This window comes from Leptolyngbya sp. ST-U4 (genome assembly GCF_039962215.1).
In the GTDB taxonomy this organism is placed as follows: Bacteria; Cyanobacteriota; Cyanobacteriia; order Elainellales; family Elainellaceae; genus Leptolyngbya_A.
The window spans coordinates 39,956-56,614 of sequence record NZ_JAMPKZ010000011.1 but is presented as its reverse complement, the minus strand read 5'-3'; the positions used below and the strand labels follow the sequence as shown (position 1 = coordinate 56,614).

The window sequence follows — 16,659 nt, the reverse complement described above, 5'->3', positions numbered from 1 at the left end:
TTTCACTCTCTGATGTTGAGGCGATCGCGCAGATAATGCCTGTATAGATTACATCGGGGGGCAACATAGCCATTTCCCTGTAGATCTACCAGTCCAATGCTGTGCAGTTGAAATGCCTGTACCGAGGGCAGTTGAATGGATCGGGGTGCGGCAAGCACCTGCTTCAGGGCAGTCATTAGCTCTGCCCGTTGCTCCAGATTCCATAGATGACGGCGCAGATGATCACCATAGAGTCCTGCTTCTGTTGGAGCAGACTTCAGCAGTTGATCCAGCGATGTCTCCCGACGAGCAAGGTGGTATAGTGCCACTCTGACCAGAAAAGGATGTCCGCCAACCATCTCCATCAACTGTGAAGTTTGATCAGATGTCCACGGCAATCCATGTCTGGTTGCCAAGTCTTCTACCTGTACAGCAGTAAACTCCGGCAGTTCGATCGCCAGTCCAACATTAAAGGGGGACTGGTTAATGTTCATAGGCACATAGACTTCTGTAGAGTGAACTACAATCAGCCGCAATTTCTTCCAGAGCTTAGAAGTTTTGGCGGCTTCATGCCAGGCTCGCAGCAGCCCAAAAAAGTCTGAGGCAACTTCTGGATGCTGGAACACCATGTCTACTTCATCCAGCCCCAGAGCAAGCGATCGATCGCACTCTCGCAGCAGATATTCCTCAAAGTAAGCTGTACAGTTATCTTTGATTCCATAAAGGTCATCCCACCAATCATTCAGGCGATTGGGTAGCTTCAGCCGTCGTCCCACCGTAGAACAGAGCCATCGCAATAACCTATCCAGATCTGTAAATACAGAACTCTCAGCCAACTGAAAGCTCAGTGGAACCGCCAGAATCTCCTGATCTTCTGCCCGTCGCAGCATTCTGGACATGAGTGAGGTTTTGCCCATCTGTCGCGGAGCTTTGATGCGAATCAGTGCCCCCGGTTTGATAATTGCCTCGTAGCATTTGTCCTCAACAGGTGGACGCTCCACATAAAACTGCGAAGCTATATCAACCTGACCACCCGGCAACTCTGGCTCGGCAACAGGTAAAGGAGGATGATCAGGGGCAGCATCAATCCTGGCTGAGCTTCCCTGCTTAACCGAACTTTCATCTATGTCTGTTTTAACCGGCTCAGGTATTCGTCCTTCTGCCAGCAGTCTCAGGATTTCCTGTACAACACGCGGTGTATCTGCCTCTGTGAACCATTCTCGCTGCTGAATCTGATTCAGATAGCCTCGCTGATCATAGTTCAATGGCGATGAGAGGGAAAACTGGACTCGAACTGGAAGAATAGCAGGTCGGTGGTCTGGACGAACATCTCGCAGCGTTCGGGCAACTCGAATTTCCTCAGTCACCATTTCACTGTTGACTGAATGTTGTGAGAGCAACAGCAGAAAATAATCGCAGCGTTCCAGTTCCTGCTGAATTCGCTGCGACCAAGTATCTCCCAGCCGTATGCTTTCCGCTGCCATAAAAACTTGATGACCCGCTTCAGCCAGCGCATCATGTAATTGCTGAGCGAGCTTCAGATCAGGGTCTTTGCTGCGGTAACTGATAAAGACCCGCTGAGCCTTCCTGTCTGCTTTACGTCTGAGAACAGGAGTCAGGTACTCTGGAATACTTTCCAAGTCGATCGCATTGCACCCAAATTCAAAAGCATCTTCGTAAGATCGCCCTGCTCCCAGTGCCCGGTAGAAGCCAGTCGCAAAAATGACAGCAGCTTTATCACCAATCTGCTGATTCATCCCGACCACAAAATTAATGTGCTTGCGAATCTCATCTGCCTGCATTTCCGAATAGCAGGCGTTGAGAACAACACATTCAACCTGATCTGAAAAGAGCTTGAATAATCGTCCTAAAGATGCTGCGCTGACTAGCTGAGCTTTTCCTGCATCGTTTTCCAGAACGAGTCCTGCCTCTCCTTCTCCATGTCCTGAAAAATGAACGATTTGAGGTTGAATGTCCAGTAGTGCTCGTTGAACATCCTCAGAACGGACTGACCAGCGTGAAAAGACCTGAAACTCCGCTCGCTGGTTCGCCCGTTTCAGTTCCTCCTCGACTTCGCGAACCTCTTCATCCAGGCGCAACCGACTGGTATCTCTGGGGTTTGCCGCTAGAACCAGTATCTTCCTCGGTTTCATCAGGAGTCAGCATGGGAGGGAAACAAGCCGTGCTTGTAGGAATTTTTGAAATTCCTGCTCAAGATTCTAAACCATAGAAACTGAATCATCCAGAAAGTAATTTCTTGAGAAAGGTTAAGTCTCCTGATTGATACTGAGTGAGTTGTGACTCCCATTATGGCTGGATAAGGAACTAGGCACAGGGCAGGGAAGTTGTAATTGGTCGTCTTCTCCAAAAGGTGAGGTTACTTCGCCCCACACCGCGCCTCAAAGTGCAAACGGTAGTGCCCTTTCGTAAAGGGCAGAGAAAAATAGCCCAAAATTGGTGAACTCTTGCTGCAAAGCCCTCAGGAGTGCCTAATTATTCTCTATCCTTTAAGAAATAGGACTACCCATCCTGTCTGCTTGAAAAAGCTAGCTCTCCAACCAGATTTTTACAAGCAGTGAAATTACACTTGCTCTGTAAACTTCTCGCATCACTTTTCAACAATCATGTGACGTCCTGAATGGTTCTTATTCAAGTCGACTTATTACAGCATCTACATTGAGGTTAGGAGTACCTAAACGTCCAAAGTAGCGAGAAAATTGACTAATTAGAGCTTCCGCAAAAGGGCTGTCTAGCGAAGCTTTACGTTCCAAGGAACTGCCAAGCTCTACAAAATTCATCGTGACCAGTTGCTGAAAGTCCACCACCAGATCAGGCAGATCAAGAGCCTTTGGTAAAAAACGGTAGCGATCTGGCTGTTTCGAGCGATTGTTGCGGACGACAGCCTTTGTCTCTGAGGGTACTGTTCCTTTCTGAGACTGCTTCCAGCTTATATACTCACTCTGTTGAGAGAAAAAAAGACATCTCGCCAGTAGTACCCATTCTGCTTTGCGGTTTCCTTTGTAGGGGACCATGTCGCAGGAAGGTGTCAGGAGTACCCAGAACCCCTCCTGATCAGCGATTCGCCCCTTGTATATATCACCAGCAAGAGATTCTTTACTGACGGGAGGCATAATGTAGTATTCCATTGGATGAACCGTTTCCTCTTCATCCGAAATATCGGTAACTCTGTATCCCATGCTTTCTGCAAGACTGACAATCCCGGAGCGTGAAAGGGACTGTGACAACCGACGAGCCAGAAGATAGGTTAGGCTAGTTCTGTCAGAATTACTTTCCAACTGATTCCAGTGCTGAGCTACAAAATTCCACATATAGTTGCACTGGATTCTTTCAAGGTGCTGGATAAGTGCTCGATTAACCAAGGGAAGGCTGGTATTGAAAACCCCTTCAACTGCCTTCAGAAGTCCCGGAATCTGCTCAGTTTTCTCAACAACCCGAATAAGTGGACCTTCTAATGATCTCACTAGGTGCGGAGCAGCAGTATAAAAAATGATTGGCAAAAATCGCTTTTCTTGAATTGCTCCAAGAGTTCTGATACCCGCAGTTTCATCCATTTCCACATCGCCCGGTGTTCCCAGTCTGACATCCAGAATTAACAAATCAAACTTATGTTCATCCAGAGTGTCAAGGGCGGCTGAAAAGCTTGATAAAGTAGTGACTTTCAATTCTCCATCTAGCTTGGCAATTCGTTCACCGCTGAGACCTTCTATAACTTGCTCACAAATTTCTTCGTCATCATCTACTAATAGCAGTCGCCATTTATTGCCAGCCATATCACACTCGTTTACATAGCGTTATACGGAACGTTGCACCTGGTAGAGGTCCACTGGTCAGTAATTCTAGCCTGCCAGAATAATACTCGTCGATAATTTCCCCGGCGATTGCAAGTCCCAGACCTACGCCATCAGGCTTTGTTGAAAAGTATGGGTCAAAGATACGATCACGGTGCTCCGGGTCAACACCGGGTCCGCTGTCCGAGAAAAGAATTGTTACCTCATTTGAGAAGTGCCGTTCGCATTGAACGGCAATGTGTCGATCCTCTTTTGGTACACGTTGCAGCCAATAAAGGCTGTTGTTGAGCAAATTAACAATGACTTCCTGGATTTCAGTTGGTTCTACTGTAACTGATGTCTTTGTTTCGGGAAGACTGACTTCCACACCAAGTTGCCTGGTTTCTCCTTCCATTACATCAAACGCAGTGCTGATCACTTCTTCCAGAGTAGTATTGGCAGGACGACCCGGTTTCCGTCCTCCAAATGGCTCAATTCGTTTAAATACCGTTGAGAGAAGGTTGGACTGATTCTCAATTTTTTCAAAATACTTCTTCAGTTTGGTAATTAACTGAAAGTTTTGTGGCTCTCCAGTAGAGCGATTGATATCGCGTAATCCAAAGTAAGCATTACTGGCAATTTTTGATAGCGGTGTTCGACCATCATGCAGTAGGGCATCTATCAGTTGACCTAAAACAGCCAGTCTTCTGTAGCGTGCCAGCGTCTCCTGAACAACTTCAATCCTGTGTTCCAAGTCCTTTTCCTGCTCATCCAGCAGCAGCAGCAATTCCTGATTATTCGGCTGGTTCCGTCTAACAAAGTTCCGAATTTCTGCAAGGCTGAAGCCAGAAAATACACCGCCAAGCTTGCTTTTGCTATTTGTTTTTTTTGGATGTCGAACGCCGTAGCGCTTCTCCTCAAGCCTTGCTAGTGCCATCCGAATTAATTCTCGAAAGTCATCGAGAGCCTGTCCTGACATCAATCCTTCTCGATTACTCTGATCTCGCAGGTCCGGATTTTGGTCAGCTGAAATCAGGACGTATCCCACTACCTGATTTACCGAAACCCGCATAGTTGGGTTCTGAACTCGACGAGCGTCCAGCCTTAACCAGTCGTTGTTGGGTTCACCGTAAGGAAGTACCCGAAAACCATCCCGATAAACGCTTATCCCCGCAGAATTGTTTAAATCCCTGCGGATATCACGTGTGCGTGAACCAGAGAGTTTTGCTAAGTCCTCCAGAGCTTCTTGGTCGCGATCCCAGATCCTGAGGTCTATATCAAAAGGACCACATTGAGGTGATCGCCCATCTGGAAATTGAAACGGTTCATCGATAAGCTCTTCTGTTTGCTGCCCTCTCAGTTGAAGCCTGAGCCGAGCCTGCCCGCAGGCATCGATATGTCCCCAGATACGATAGTGTGGATGCTTCAGTGCCTCTGGTGGCTCCAGTACACCTGAATATTCCTCCAGTGGGGCTGCTACTTCAAGACGAATTTTGAAGTCTGTTTCAAAAAATGGAGAAATTAATCTTGATAAATCTGCTCTTAATAACTCTATTTGCTGACGCCCCCATGTTATTCGTAGCTCTTCCATTCGCAGAATCGTTCCATGCGTCAGCCTTAAATTACTATTTTCTAAATTTCCATAATCAAGAAAACGAATGTTTCCATTAGGGTGAATTTCAACAGGCTCACGTTCCTCGTATGGAATCTGTATTTGATCTAAATATTTTTCGGGGTTATCAAATTGACTCCAATCAAAGAATACTCTGACCTCGCTGTTAGTCCCAATTCGACGACTGAAAACTTCAAGCGATTTTGCCAGTCTGGAAGCAGCAAAGCGCCCCACTCCTTTTTCTCCGAGTACTCTTCTGCCTTTTCGTTCACTCTTCACCTGATCTTTTTTTGCTTTAGAAAAGGTTGCTGGTTCCATCCAGGTCTTTTGAATAGTGCTTAACGACATTCCATTACCGTCATCCATCACTTCGATTCGTCCTTCACCAGCCTGAAGAGAATCTTGAAATCGTATCAGAACTGTACTTGCATCAGCATCGTAGGAATTTTTTACGAGTTCAATCAGTGCAACAATTTCGCTGCTGATTAACTCATCCCCCAGAGTTCTTAAAATTCTCGCTCTCGGTCTGAGTGCTTGACTGTTCACCAGAAGCTCCGACAGATTGAGTAAACTAGGCATGTCAGGACTCTGGCTGTCAATACCAGAGTCTTTACTATTAAATTGCTCTGTTTTGGAAGAGTCATTTTGGTTCATACTTCGGATTCCTGGTTCATCGCTAAAGATTTAAGTAAATTAAGCCATCTCAAAGCTGCTTTCATAAGATCTCTCATGAGTGAGCGAATGACCACCGTGCAAACAGTGAGTTTGAATTGGGCAACTCCTGCAGATGGGTGGATTGCTCTTTAAACAGATTTTATTCGCCAGATCCAGCAATGCGTAGTTATAGAATTTTGGCTCTTCTGGGTCAACCATTGCTCCTATCAAAGACATAAATCGTTTGTTACGACGAAGCGAATCTTTAACGGGTAACCCAAACAATCTGGCGACGATTCGGACAGTATTTGTATCAATCAGGGCATCTGACTGGTTCAGGGCAAAGCAACGGAAGGCACTAGCAATGTAGTCACTGACACCAGGAAGTGCCAGAAGGTTTTCCCTGTCCGCTGGAATTCTGCCCTCAAATCGAGTAGCCAACTCTCTGACCATTTTGTGAAGTAATTCGATTCGCCAGTGCAAGCCTAAAGAATAAAGAATTTCGCGTAGCTCCCTTTCAGAAGCGTTAGCTAAGGATTCAAGGTTAGGATATCGCGCGACAAATTGCTTGTACACAGGTAGAACCTGTCGCGCCTGTGTACGGTGGAGCATAACCTCCGCTATCAAGATGTGGTAGGGATCATGGGTGAATCGCCAAGGAAACGCTCTAAAATTTTCCTTTCCCCAAGCTATCAACGATCTGCGGAAAGCGATCGCGTCGAGCCGGTGTCCGTACTCCTCAATAATTTCCTGGCTGTGTTCTGAAGCTTCTGTCCCTTCAGGATTAATTTTGTGCTCAGAGTGAGTGGAGAGATTCAAAATGCTTTTCAGGTAAACGCATGTACTGCTTCCACGATAGCCTGAGCCAGAAGGGACGGGTTGAAGCCTTGTTCAGGTAACTCTGTAAGACCTGACGAGATGTAATCGTTGTCCGCTGCAAGATAATCGTATGCCCACTGACCATCAACAGATCCCCAAAGAAGAGATCTGTCATCTGGTAGCCAGACCATAATCCCGAAATTCCCGCCTCCACTGTGCCAGTATTCAGCACTCAGCCCCTGCTCTCTGAGGATTTCAAGCACCTTTGATACGGAAGGATTCACATCATTACTGCTCATAGGTCTCGTGATCAACTGACAGATGCTTTTACTGTACATACCGGGGGGACTGGAAGTCAGATCACCACAGCCTGCTGCCTGGATAGGGTTGATTGAGCGGTAGTACACAGCTTACGCAGAGGACACCGGAGGCACTCCGGATCAGCAGGCTTGCAAAACTGATCTGCCACCTCCAGCACTCCTGCATAAGCTCTCCCCCCTTTATCCTCACCTACCAGTCTGGCGACCATTAATTGCTCATGTCCGATCGCACTTCTTTCATCGTCATCCTCAAACACACGTTCGGCAACCCGGTAAACGGGGGCAAAAGTTGGACGTTCATCACTCAGATCTGCCAGTGCCAGTGCCAGTTCTAACTGACTGCCAGAAATCCCTGGAATGTTCAGTTCACCTGTGTCAGAAGCTTTCACAAGACTCTGAGCAATTTCTGTCAGTACTGGAAGGAGTTTACCCTGTCCGGTTGCCCGAACTGCTGTTTCTCGACCAGCGTCCGCAAGAAAATCCGTCGGGCTGTGCCATCGTTTCTTACAGGTAGACCAGAGCAACCTGATCTGTTGTAGGGGAAGCTTTTCAAACAGGGCAATGCCCAGCAGAATATGCCAGAGGTTATCGCTGCGCCGCCAGGGAGCAACCAGATTACTATCCGATGCCTGTTCAACCCACTGCTGAAGTGTTCTAGACGTGTCTCTGGTGGACACGTATCGAGTGGCAGGTCTGGAACTGTCGATCGCTTCCAGAATCGCTTTACCCAGATATTCACCCAGCAGGGGCGGGACTGCCTCCCCAATCTGTCGATAGGCATGGCTGGGTGCTCCAGTGAAGCGAAACCAGTCGGGAAAACTTTGAATCCGGGCAGCTTCCCGGATGGTCAGACAGCGATGCTGGTCGGGATGAATGTACCAGTAGCCGTCCCGTGCCAGATGAGCAGTAATACTGCGGGAGGGTTCATCCCAACCCAGTCGCTTGTACTTGTCCTCGAAAATGTCATCCCGGTAACGCTTTAACTCTTCAGGCAGGTCAGAATAACGGGTCTGGTGGTCCATCAGCCGAAACGCCTCAAGGTCGTCGTCACGAACAGCCCGAACAATGTGGTCGTATATTTTATCCCGATCGTCTGCTGGTACACCCTTACGACATCGCTTTTGAAACAGACTCAGCTTCTCCGGTTCCTGATACGGCAGAACCAGCTTTTTCGACCCTGCTTCCACTGAAGGCAGATCTGAGATGGCATCCCGCAGTCTGGGTTTTGTGTCCCTCAGTGGCTTCGGGAATCTGAAGGCAATTCCTGACTGCACCCCGACCAGAAACAGTCGCTGACGAAACTGAGGAACGTTATACTGCCAGGCTGCCAGAATCCGGGTGTGAACATCATAATTCAGTTCCTCCAGTGCAGAAACCATTCGACGCAGCACGATCGCGTCATCCCCCAGCGCCATATCCGGAACATTCTCGACCAGCACCGCCTGAGGTTTGATCCTCCTGACCACTGCTACAAATGCCTGCCACATCTCCCGGCGCTGGTCATCCTCGTGTCGCATTCCTTCCCTGACCAGATGCCGGATCTTGCTCTTGCCCGCCTGCGAGAACGGCTGGCAGGGCGGTCCTCCTGCGACCAGTTCGATATCAATCCCCTTCAATGTCTCAGCAATCCCTTCAACAACTTCAGGATTGGAAAGGTCTTCATGAAGAGAAACTCCACTGAAATGTGCCCGGTGAGTGTCGGCAGCCTGCTGATATTTGTCCACTCCGAGTATGACATTAAAGCCCGCGTCTTTTAGGCCCAGGCTCAATCCCCCTGCCCCACAGAAGAGATCGATCGCCAGCGGCTTCTTCTGCTTTCGGGCTTTCTGGGCATAGTCACGAAGCTGCTCCATTCCACAGGAGCGGGGATGAGGTTCGAGGACAATATTTTCTCCGGGAGAAAAGGGAACGGCGGGTCTGGGCATATGGTTCAGATATGGACAGTAACTGAAGGTTGCAGGGAAATCAGGGTGCAGAGCTAGAGGGACAGTACCCTACGGATGTCATCCTCGCTCAGGGTTTCCAGAACGATTGTGGTCAGATGGTGGTTCAGGCGCTTGGTAGCTTCACGGCGTTCTGCTTCCGATCTGTCTTTAAGCTCCCTCAGACAGGCTCTTACAGCAGGCGGGTAGAGACTGAACTTACGCTCGAAAATTGCCTGATAGAGATCCTGATTCTGCAAAGCCAGTTCAACCCAGTAATACTCTTCCTCACTGGAGTACAGGGTTTCTGCACACCAGTAAAGGCGAGTCAGAGCATTGCGGCTGAATCCATTCAGGGAGGGCGTACCTGTAAATCGTCCAATCAAAGCCTGATGACCGTTCAGGACACTACGGGGATCATCAGGAATCTGCCCGTGCCAGCGATACCAGACAAAATCCCTCAGCGGCACAGTGCAGAGCCAGTGCCAGAAGCGCATATCCACCAGTGTTCTGCGGGGTAGTTCCTTCAGTGCCTCGTAAAGCGGCTTCACAAGTTCCCGATCCCATGCCGATCGCTGACTGACAGGAAGCGGTTCGCCTTCACACTTTTTAATCAGGCGATTAACCGTGCGCTTAACCTCCCGAAGGGTTGCCTGCCCCTCTACTGGCTCAGTCAGCATGGAGTTCGGGTTTTCCAGCAATCGGTAAAGCCAGGGGCGGGTTACTGGCACAGTAAATCGTTTCAGTTCCTGAACCATGTTTACCTGCCTGACTCCTTCACCAGATGTGCAAAGCCCTGATGCGTATTCAGCTTCTCCTGAATGGCTTCCGGAATCCGTCTGAACAGTAACTCTTCCCGGAAGTAATGGTGGCGAACCTGTTCCAGCAGCAGGGTGAATGCTGCCTCCCGCTGCCTGTCGGGAAACAGTGCCTCGATCCAGTCATCCAGAACTGTGCGCTCCCATTCCAGTAACTCTGCCAGATCGGGTGCTTCATCCGGTTCTCCCGTTTCTGCCAGATGACTGATCGCAGTTGCCAGCAGGGATGTCCAGACCTGATGAGCAATCAGGTAGCTTGTATTCTCTGCGATCGCTGGGTTCCAGCCCCGCACTGCCCGACTGTTCAGGACATCATACAGTCCCTCCACCTCAGCATTGAGCCACAGTTTCGGCACGGGTTCCGTATGGTCGAGAGCAAAAAGCCGGGACTTCTGGCTGCCCTCAAACTTCTTCCATTGAATCCTCAGAACATCACGCTGCGGCACGGGAGGTTCCCGGAACAGTGCCAGACAGGTTCTGGACCATGCCAGCCTTGCTCCCACATCGCTGGCATAGCCTGCTGGTAGCTGGTCGCTTTCAGTTGTTCTAACCAGCACCGCCTGAAATTCCGCCTTTCCAGCCCATTCATCCAGATCTAGATCAATCAGAGCCTCGAAGACCTGTCCATCGCCCTCAAGTTTAAATGCCCGTCTGGATCGTGACTCCAGACTCTGAACAATCAGCCACAGCTTTACGGGCGGGTCTGCCTGCTCGGACTCGTGGAAGACTCTTTCCCGAACTTCATCAGGCACGATCACTGACGCCCGAATCTGGATTTCTGAATCCTGACAGCGATAGATAGGCAGGCTCTCATCACTGACCTGCTCCTCCATGTCAGGAATATCCAGATTCAGCACAATCATCTCAGCCCCAACGCGGTACGGGTAAAAAACCTCAACAGGCATCAGCAACCTCCCTTCAATGGCTGAACCTCAATTCGCACGCGGGTGCGTCGAAGATCTGGCATCGCTGTGTTTCCGTCCGCAGACTTCGTCGCACCCTCAAACTCAATCTCCTGAGTTGAGGGCTGCACCACACACTCCGCCATCTCCGCCCGGATCTGTACTGAGGACGCCCCGGTGGTTTGCAGCTGATCGATCAGCAGCTTTTCACCCTCTCCGGTCTCACCATCAAGGCGAACCAGCAGTGAAAAACTCCAGGGTTTTCTGAGGTTGCCTAACTGCATGACCCGTCCTGCGAATCGCCAGACTTTCCCATCAAAAAAGGCATCCAGTCCGCTCAGTTGCAGCCTGGTCTCCTCCGGCTTAAGGGTCTTACCAGTCAGAACGTGCTCTTTTCTAAACAGTCGAGCAAGAGCTTCTGGAGCTTCAGCATTCGGGCGTACCTCCTGTCCACAGAGTTCAATTACGGCTTCGTCCAAATCCTTCCAGAGCCTGTCCAGACGGCTTTTTGAGCCTTTTCTATACTCCTCCTGAATGCGCTCGGTTGCCTTCCACTGGTCGTGTGAGGGTGGCTCAGCATCCTTCAGAAACTTCTCAAGGGCATAGTCTGCGTCAGAATCTCCCCGTGCGCTGCCCGCTCGCAGGACACCACAGAATGGAACACCAGAAAGCCTTCTGCTAGGAGAGCGATACTCAACAACCATTCCCGATCCCCGGAGCAGCGCAATACGATTGTTCCAGAATGCCTCCTCTGAATCGTCCTCAATCCGAATCAGGCGAAAGTTCAGCAACGCCCCAGTCTCAGGAGCTTCTCCAGATTTCTTTGCCGGGATTCTGAAATTCAGTTCTTTCTCCGCCACCTCGCCGCTGTGAAAGGCTTTGCTGACTGTTGAACTGGCAAGAACAGTCTGAACAAAAGGTTCAAGCTCCTTTCCGGGAACCGCTTCACCCCGGAAGCGGAGTTCATTGCCCTCGTACACCTCCGCTGATACCCGAAGTGAGGGAGCCTCCGAAATCATGCAGTACCAGAACCACCTTGCAGCAGAGTTCAGAATATCCTGGGCGATCGCTGTGAGGGGGCGGGCTTCTTCCTGAGCAGGTTCATGAAAGCCCGCGATCAGGATTGAAGTTCCCGTTCCTAACTGTATGGGGCGGTACAGGTAGATCGATCGCGTGATTTTTTCTGCGGCTTCGTCCCAGATTGAGACAGCCCGCTTCCCGTTCCGCACCGTTTCAGGCAGTCCATACCAGCCAGAGCCATTCCAGCGTGCCTGGTCTGTTTCATGCGAGGGTAGCTCTGTCCGGGCAAAAAAGCGGAACTGCTGGGGGGGCTCTGCCTCAATCCGGGATGAAAACAGAACGGTAGAAAGTGTTGAGAACTGCCAGAGCAATGCCTTTCCAAGTCCATAGCTACCGCCCTTGCCAGGTTCGTCCTTTGTCGTATCCAGAACATTACGACACAGACTACTGAAGTTCGTGCCAGGAGTGTCCTCATCGCCGGTCAACCCCTCGGTTCCGGAGTCGTCAATTCTCAGTATGGTCAGGGGACTGTTGCTCACCTCAGCAAGTGTGTTCTCAAGCAACGTGGACATGGCAGTATGACCCTCAGCGACTGCCTGCAAGTGGTTTTTAAGGTAATCCCAGTCGATCGTATTCAGAAAACGATCCCGGTCTTCTCCATGTAGTTGCCTGAATGTAAATTTGACCTCTACAGGAGCCTGCTCTGCCGACCTTCTCGCATCAAGACTGTTCTGCAAAACCTCACGTACAAAAGTATCCAGTTCAGGCTTGAAGACATAGGCAGAGGGGATACCTCCTGTAAACTGACCTGATGGAGGAACTGGATCGAAAATCCATTGAGGTTTGCGTCTGCTGGGCGATTTTGCTGGCATTACTCGTTAAAGATCAACCGTTGTAAGTTTGCTCAACCTCAGAACATCTAAGAAGCAGTCTGCCAGTTCAAAAGAATTAAATAGATCATTTGTATCAACTTTCTGCCATCAAAGCAACAGGAACTGGCTAAGGGGCATTGCAACCAGAACAGAAGTCCTGATTGTTCACCTATAGTGTCTTGAGATTCTAGCTCACTCTATTCTCAGGAGTAAAAGAACTTTAGCCTGGTTCAGTAAGTCTGCTTACCTCAAACATCGAAGCACGTACCGAGGACGACGGCTAAAGTCAGGTCCCCAGTTTTTGATTGTGCCAAGACTCACCCCAGTCGCTTCTGCAAGGGCATTAATACAAACCTTGAGATAACCTTTTCTGGGTTCAGCCATAATCCAGCATCGACAACATTCGAGAGACTCTAATGGCGGTTGAAGTAGCTGATCAAGACGGTTCTGTGACCAGGAAGGCGAGGGCGACATCGAGTTAGAAAAATACTTACTGAGGCTAAAAAACAGGACGATCGCCTACATTGCCGAACAGCCCGTTTACTTAACTGCCATGTCGAATCTCCTCCCTGGATACGTGGAGAGATATTCCTACTGCTCCACAGGGCTGAATGGCTGCCTATTTTCTGCGATACTGCTGATCGTTCCGTTGAACAAAAAGCATGGGAGCTAAGCCAGGGCGGGCTTCCAATCCATTCCTGGCTCAACTCTCTTTTTTTGAAACTATTTAGCCTCTAGGTCATTCATATTAGACCATTTAGAGACTATTTAGCATCTATTTGCTGTATAATCTAAATTGGGTAGAGGTCAATGCCTAAGAGAGGGCAGAAAAAGCTCCGGGGTCAACCTGAGATCTATGACGAGGTAAAAGGGCAAGTGAACCTATCACTGACTAGATCGGGAGTTCAAGGTATCGACGAGCAGGCAACCGCAATGGGTTTGTCCAGGTCCGAGTTTGTTGAGCAGATTGGACGCCGTTTAATCTCTGTCGTATCGCTGGAGGACAAAGAAGCTATAAAAAAGCCCTACAACAACTGATTGCCGTCTCCGAGGACGAACTTTTGGGACAGAATTTGTTTGAGGGACGCAAGGCGGAGGGCGATCGTGCCCCTCTGCTGCAACAGCAAATTGTGCAGTGGCAACAGTTGTTAGCAAAGCTAAATGATTAATTCAAGAAGAGGTATCTCAAGTAACGATTACCGATCGTTTGCAGCTTCTTCATCAGGAGTTTTGAGGATGCAGAGCCTTAGAACAGTTCACGCCCTGCTCATTCCATCTGAATGGATTCCTCCAGACAAGGATGAACCTGAGTCGATTGCAGTGCCTAGCGAAGCTGCAAGGGATATGATATGGCAGCTATCTCTGGCTAGCACACAGTTGTGCAGGCATTTGAATGAGCGGGTCAGTCAGCATTCTGAGTTTGAAACCTGGAAAGGGGAGAGAAGCATTCCTCGTGAAACGTTGGTAGAGATCTGGAATTCGCTGAGGGATACATCTTCCTATGAGGGTGTGCCATATCAAGTTATGCCGGAGCGTTTTACCCGTTCTGCCTGGCTTAGGATTGAGAGCATCTATGCAAGTTGGTTCAAGGTTCAAGCCAAATTGCTAGGTAAACTGCGTGGTCTGTATCGTTGGCTTGGTATTGTCAAGAGCGATCGAGCGCTTTCTGAGATATGTGGGTGCTCAATTGAGCAAATTCAAGGTAGAGCTAGCCAACTTCTGTCCGAGGCTAAAGTCCGGTTAAAAGGAAAGAGACAGCCTGAAGAGGCTGAAGGCAAGGAAAAGAAGCAAACTAGAAAGAGTAGAAAACGCTCAAAATCGATCGAGCAATCCAGTCCTACTGAAACATCGAACAGCAAATCAAACAAAGATGAGGAGCCAGAAAAAGAATACAGTTTGAAGAATGAGCTATTTGACGGTCATTCTAAGCTGGTTGAAACGAATGGCAGTCTTCTTGACCAGTGTGCAATCATCCATTTAATTAAGAATGACTGCAAAGTCGCTGTTGAACCAGAGAACATCAAGAAGCTTGCAGCCAAATGTCAGCAAAAGCGTAAAGAGGCTGAGCGTACTGAAAAGCAGTTAACTGAAAGGCTTCCCAGAGCCAGAGATTTAGGCGAAGAAGCCGCACAAGCATTTGCTGACGGAGTGGAACGGGTTCCCACAGATGATGCTGAGTTCACAGAACAGTTAGCGAATTTTCAAAGGAAGCCAAATCCACTACCTTACGCTGTCTTGTTTTACAGCGGCGATGACTTGGAGTGGCATTTGCTGAAGCGGAGAAACCCTGTTACTCAGGCGATCGAGGAGCGTATCTTTGTCAAGTTTAAGGGACTGAATAGCTATCTCAAGGATCAGATAAAGAATGAATTGAAGAAGCAGATTGAGCAGTGCATAAAAGATTTGGGGTTAAGATTGAACGATTTGAAGAAGTGGCAAGTTCTTAAAAGGAAAAACAACAATACTCAGAGATCCGAAAAATATATTTCTTTTGCATTGAGAGAGCCAGATATCAGCCTTAAGAACCAGTTGAAAGAGCAGCTCGCGAAAATAGATTTAGAAAACATATACAATACACAGAAAGAATATGTCTTTGAGGTTTGTTGTGGTTGCAGACAGCTTTCAGATTTTCAGATCTTTCTAAGCGATTGGCAAATCTACTCAGCGGACAAGAAAAACCATCCAGTCACCGCGTTTGCTTTTCAATCGGCTGCTTTAGCGTGGGAGCAATCGAACGAAAAGGACATCTCTAAATTTCAGCCCTATCTCAAATGCACCTTAGCTGTCGATCAATTAACGGCTGAGAGAGCCGAATTGACTAGAAGTAAGGAGATTCCAAAACTCACGAAGAAGATCGAAAACTATGAGAAGCAACAGGAAAGCGGTGAGGGATTAACGGATAAGCAACAAAAGGATCTGAAGAAGACAAGAAGTCAGTTGTCTGCCCTTAATAACCCCTATCCACGACCCTCTAAGCCTCTTTATCGAGGAAATGCAAACATTCTCACTGGTGTGTGCTTTAGTCTAGAGGAAGCTGCTAATGTCGCTGTCGTAAACTGTTCAACCGGAGAAGTTCTCGCACATCGAAACATGCATCAATTGCTGGGTGATGATTACAAGCATTTTGCTGCCTATCGTCTTGAACAAAGAAGAAATGCGAACGAGCGTCATAAGCAACAGAAACGGGGTAAGGTCAGCACCCTATCAGAATCCAGCAAAGGTGTATATCTCGATCGCTTGATTGCGAAGAAAATTGTGGCAGTTGCAGAGGAGTTTAAATCGGGGAGCCTTGCAATACCGGATTTGACAGGATTACGAGAGATCCTGCAAGCGGAGCTTGAGGCAAAAGCAGCATGGAAGTATCCGGGAGACAGGGCGAAACAGAAGCAGTACGAAATGGAATACAAAAAGAATGTCCATAAATGGTCCTATGGAAGACTGACCAGTTTTATTAAGGAGCGGGCAGGCAAAATTGGGGTTCCTATAGAACAGGGACAATACCCAGATGAAAGCGATCTCCAAGAAAAGGCAGTGCGAATTGCCTGGTCAGCCTATCATGCTCGAAAAGATGTAGGGACGTAGCACGTTCTTGCGCTGAACCTTGACAATGCAATATGATGCCAATAGCGCCTCCAATCAGGGAGAAGGCACCTGAAGAAGAGGAAATGGGTGGGTTTCCCTCGTAAGGGGGTTCTTTTCGACCCTGGCGGTACAACTCTTTTAGAGTTCGCCTGCACCTGAAGCTGCCTAGCTGATAAGCGTCTCAACCCGGGATGTGCCTTGATGCTAGGGATTAAGTACTTGAGATGAACGTCACGTTCTATCATTATACGTAGGTCGCTCCCAGCAAACAAGGTTGCAGTTCCCAGGAGGGGGACAACTCTCAGCAATGAGGGTAGGAAATGTATCCTAAGGCGGCTGCCAAATACGCTTACTGAGCCTGCTCAGTGAGT

10 protein-coding genes are annotated in these 16,659 nt (G+C 48.7%); 1 reads left to right on the top strand and 9 read right to left on the bottom strand.

The genetic code is table 11. The features are described from left to right. Nucleotides 1-2: 2 nt before the first annotated feature. From NDA02_RS16655 to NDA02_RS16615, 9 genes are all read right to left on the bottom strand, one after another. Nucleotides 3-2,132: an AAA-like domain-containing protein gene (locus tag NDA02_RS16655; protein WP_348255334.1), complete on the bottom strand. Its 2,130-nt coding sequence runs from the start codon at nucleotides 2,130-2,132 to the stop codon at nucleotides 3-5. 492 nt (nucleotides 2,133-2,624) lie between these two features. After that, nucleotides 2,625-3,770 carry a response regulator gene (locus NDA02_RS16650; RefSeq protein ID WP_348255332.1) on the bottom strand — a complete coding sequence of 382 codons (1,146 nt, stop codon included), beginning with the start codon at nucleotides 3,768-3,770 and terminating at the stop codon, nucleotides 2,625-2,627. Between the two features lies 1 nt (nucleotide 3,771). Further along, nucleotides 3,772-6,033: an ATP-binding protein gene (locus tag NDA02_RS16645; RefSeq protein ID WP_348255330.1), complete on the bottom strand. Its 2,262-nt coding sequence runs from the start codon at nucleotides 6,031-6,033 to the stop codon at nucleotides 3,772-3,774. Nucleotides 6,034-6,072: 39 nt separating this feature from the next. Next, entirely contained in the window at nucleotides 6,073-6,852 is a 780-nt protein-coding gene (locus NDA02_RS16640; RefSeq protein ID WP_348255328.1) for a DNA-binding protein, read from the bottom strand. 8 nt (nucleotides 6,853-6,860) lie between these two features. Next, entirely contained in the window at nucleotides 6,861-7,151 is a 291-nt protein-coding gene (locus NDA02_RS16635) for a hypothetical protein (RefSeq protein WP_348255326.1), read from the bottom strand. A 56-nt stretch (nucleotides 7,152-7,207) separates the two neighbouring features. Then, on the bottom strand, nucleotides 7,208-9,097 hold the full coding sequence (gene dcm, locus NDA02_RS16630) for a DNA (cytosine-5-)-methyltransferase (protein ID WP_348255325.1): 1,890 nt from the start codon (nucleotides 9,095-9,097) through the stop codon (nucleotides 7,208-7,210). A 53-nt stretch (nucleotides 9,098-9,150) separates the two neighbouring features. Further along, nucleotides 9,151-9,852 carry a DUF6339 family protein gene (locus NDA02_RS16625; RefSeq protein WP_348255323.1) on the bottom strand — a complete coding sequence of 234 codons (702 nt, stop codon included), beginning with the start codon at nucleotides 9,850-9,852 and terminating at the stop codon, nucleotides 9,151-9,153. Between the two features lie 2 nt (nucleotides 9,853-9,854). Beyond that, entirely contained in the window at nucleotides 9,855-10,817 is a 963-nt protein-coding gene (locus tag NDA02_RS16620) for a hypothetical protein (RefSeq protein ID WP_348255321.1), read from the bottom strand. Beyond that, complete coding sequence (locus NDA02_RS16615) at nucleotides 10,817-12,706, bottom strand: hypothetical protein (RefSeq protein WP_348255319.1); 1,890 nt, start codon at nucleotides 12,704-12,706, stop codon at nucleotides 10,817-10,819. Before NDA02_RS16615 ends, NDA02_RS16620 begins: the two co-directional genes overlap by 1 nt. Nucleotides 12,707-13,942: 1,236 nt before the next feature. On the opposite strand from NDA02_RS16615, the gene cas12k reads away from it, so the two are divergent. Continuing rightward, a complete protein-coding gene (gene cas12k / locus NDA02_RS16610; protein ID WP_348255317.1) occupies nucleotides 13,943-16,288 on the top strand; it encodes a type V CRISPR-associated protein Cas12k in 2,346 nt (781 codons plus the stop codon). The last annotated feature ends 371 nt before the right edge of the window (nucleotides 16,289-16,659 follow it).

What these genes read in the sequence shown, in the direction of transcription:
- NDA02_RS16635 (WP_348255326.1), bottom strand. Translation starts at nt 7,151, where the DNA reads ATGAGCAGTAATGATGTGAATCCTTCCGTATCAAAGGTGCTTGAAATC.
- NDA02_RS16645 (WP_348255330.1), bottom strand. Translation starts at nt 6,033, where the DNA reads ATGAACCAAAATGACTCTTCCAAAACAGAGCAATTTAATAGTAAAGAC.
- NDA02_RS16615 (WP_348255319.1), bottom strand. Translation starts at nt 12,706, where the DNA reads ATGCCAGCAAAATCGCCCAGCAGACGCAAACCTCAATGGATTTTCGAT.
- cas12k (WP_348255317.1), top strand. Translation starts at nt 13,943, where the DNA reads ATGCAGAGCCTTAGAACAGTTCACGCCCTGCTCATTCCATCTGAATGG.
- NDA02_RS16650 (WP_348255332.1), bottom strand. Translation starts at nt 3,770, where the DNA reads ATGGCTGGCAATAAATGGCGACTGCTATTAGTAGATGATGACGAAGAA.
- dcm (WP_348255325.1), bottom strand. Translation starts at nt 9,097, where the DNA reads ATGCCCAGACCCGCCGTTCCCTTTTCTCCCGGAGAAAATATTGTCCTC.
- NDA02_RS16620 (WP_348255321.1), bottom strand. Translation starts at nt 10,817, where the DNA reads ATGCCTGTTGAGGTTTTTTACCCGTACCGCGTTGGGGCTGAGATGATT.
- NDA02_RS16655 (WP_348255334.1), bottom strand. Translation starts at nt 2,132, where the DNA reads ATGAAACCGAGGAAGATACTGGTTCTAGCGGCAAACCCCAGAGATACC.
- NDA02_RS16625 (WP_348255323.1), bottom strand. Translation starts at nt 9,852, where the DNA reads ATGGTTCAGGAACTGAAACGATTTACTGTGCCAGTAACCCGCCCCTGG.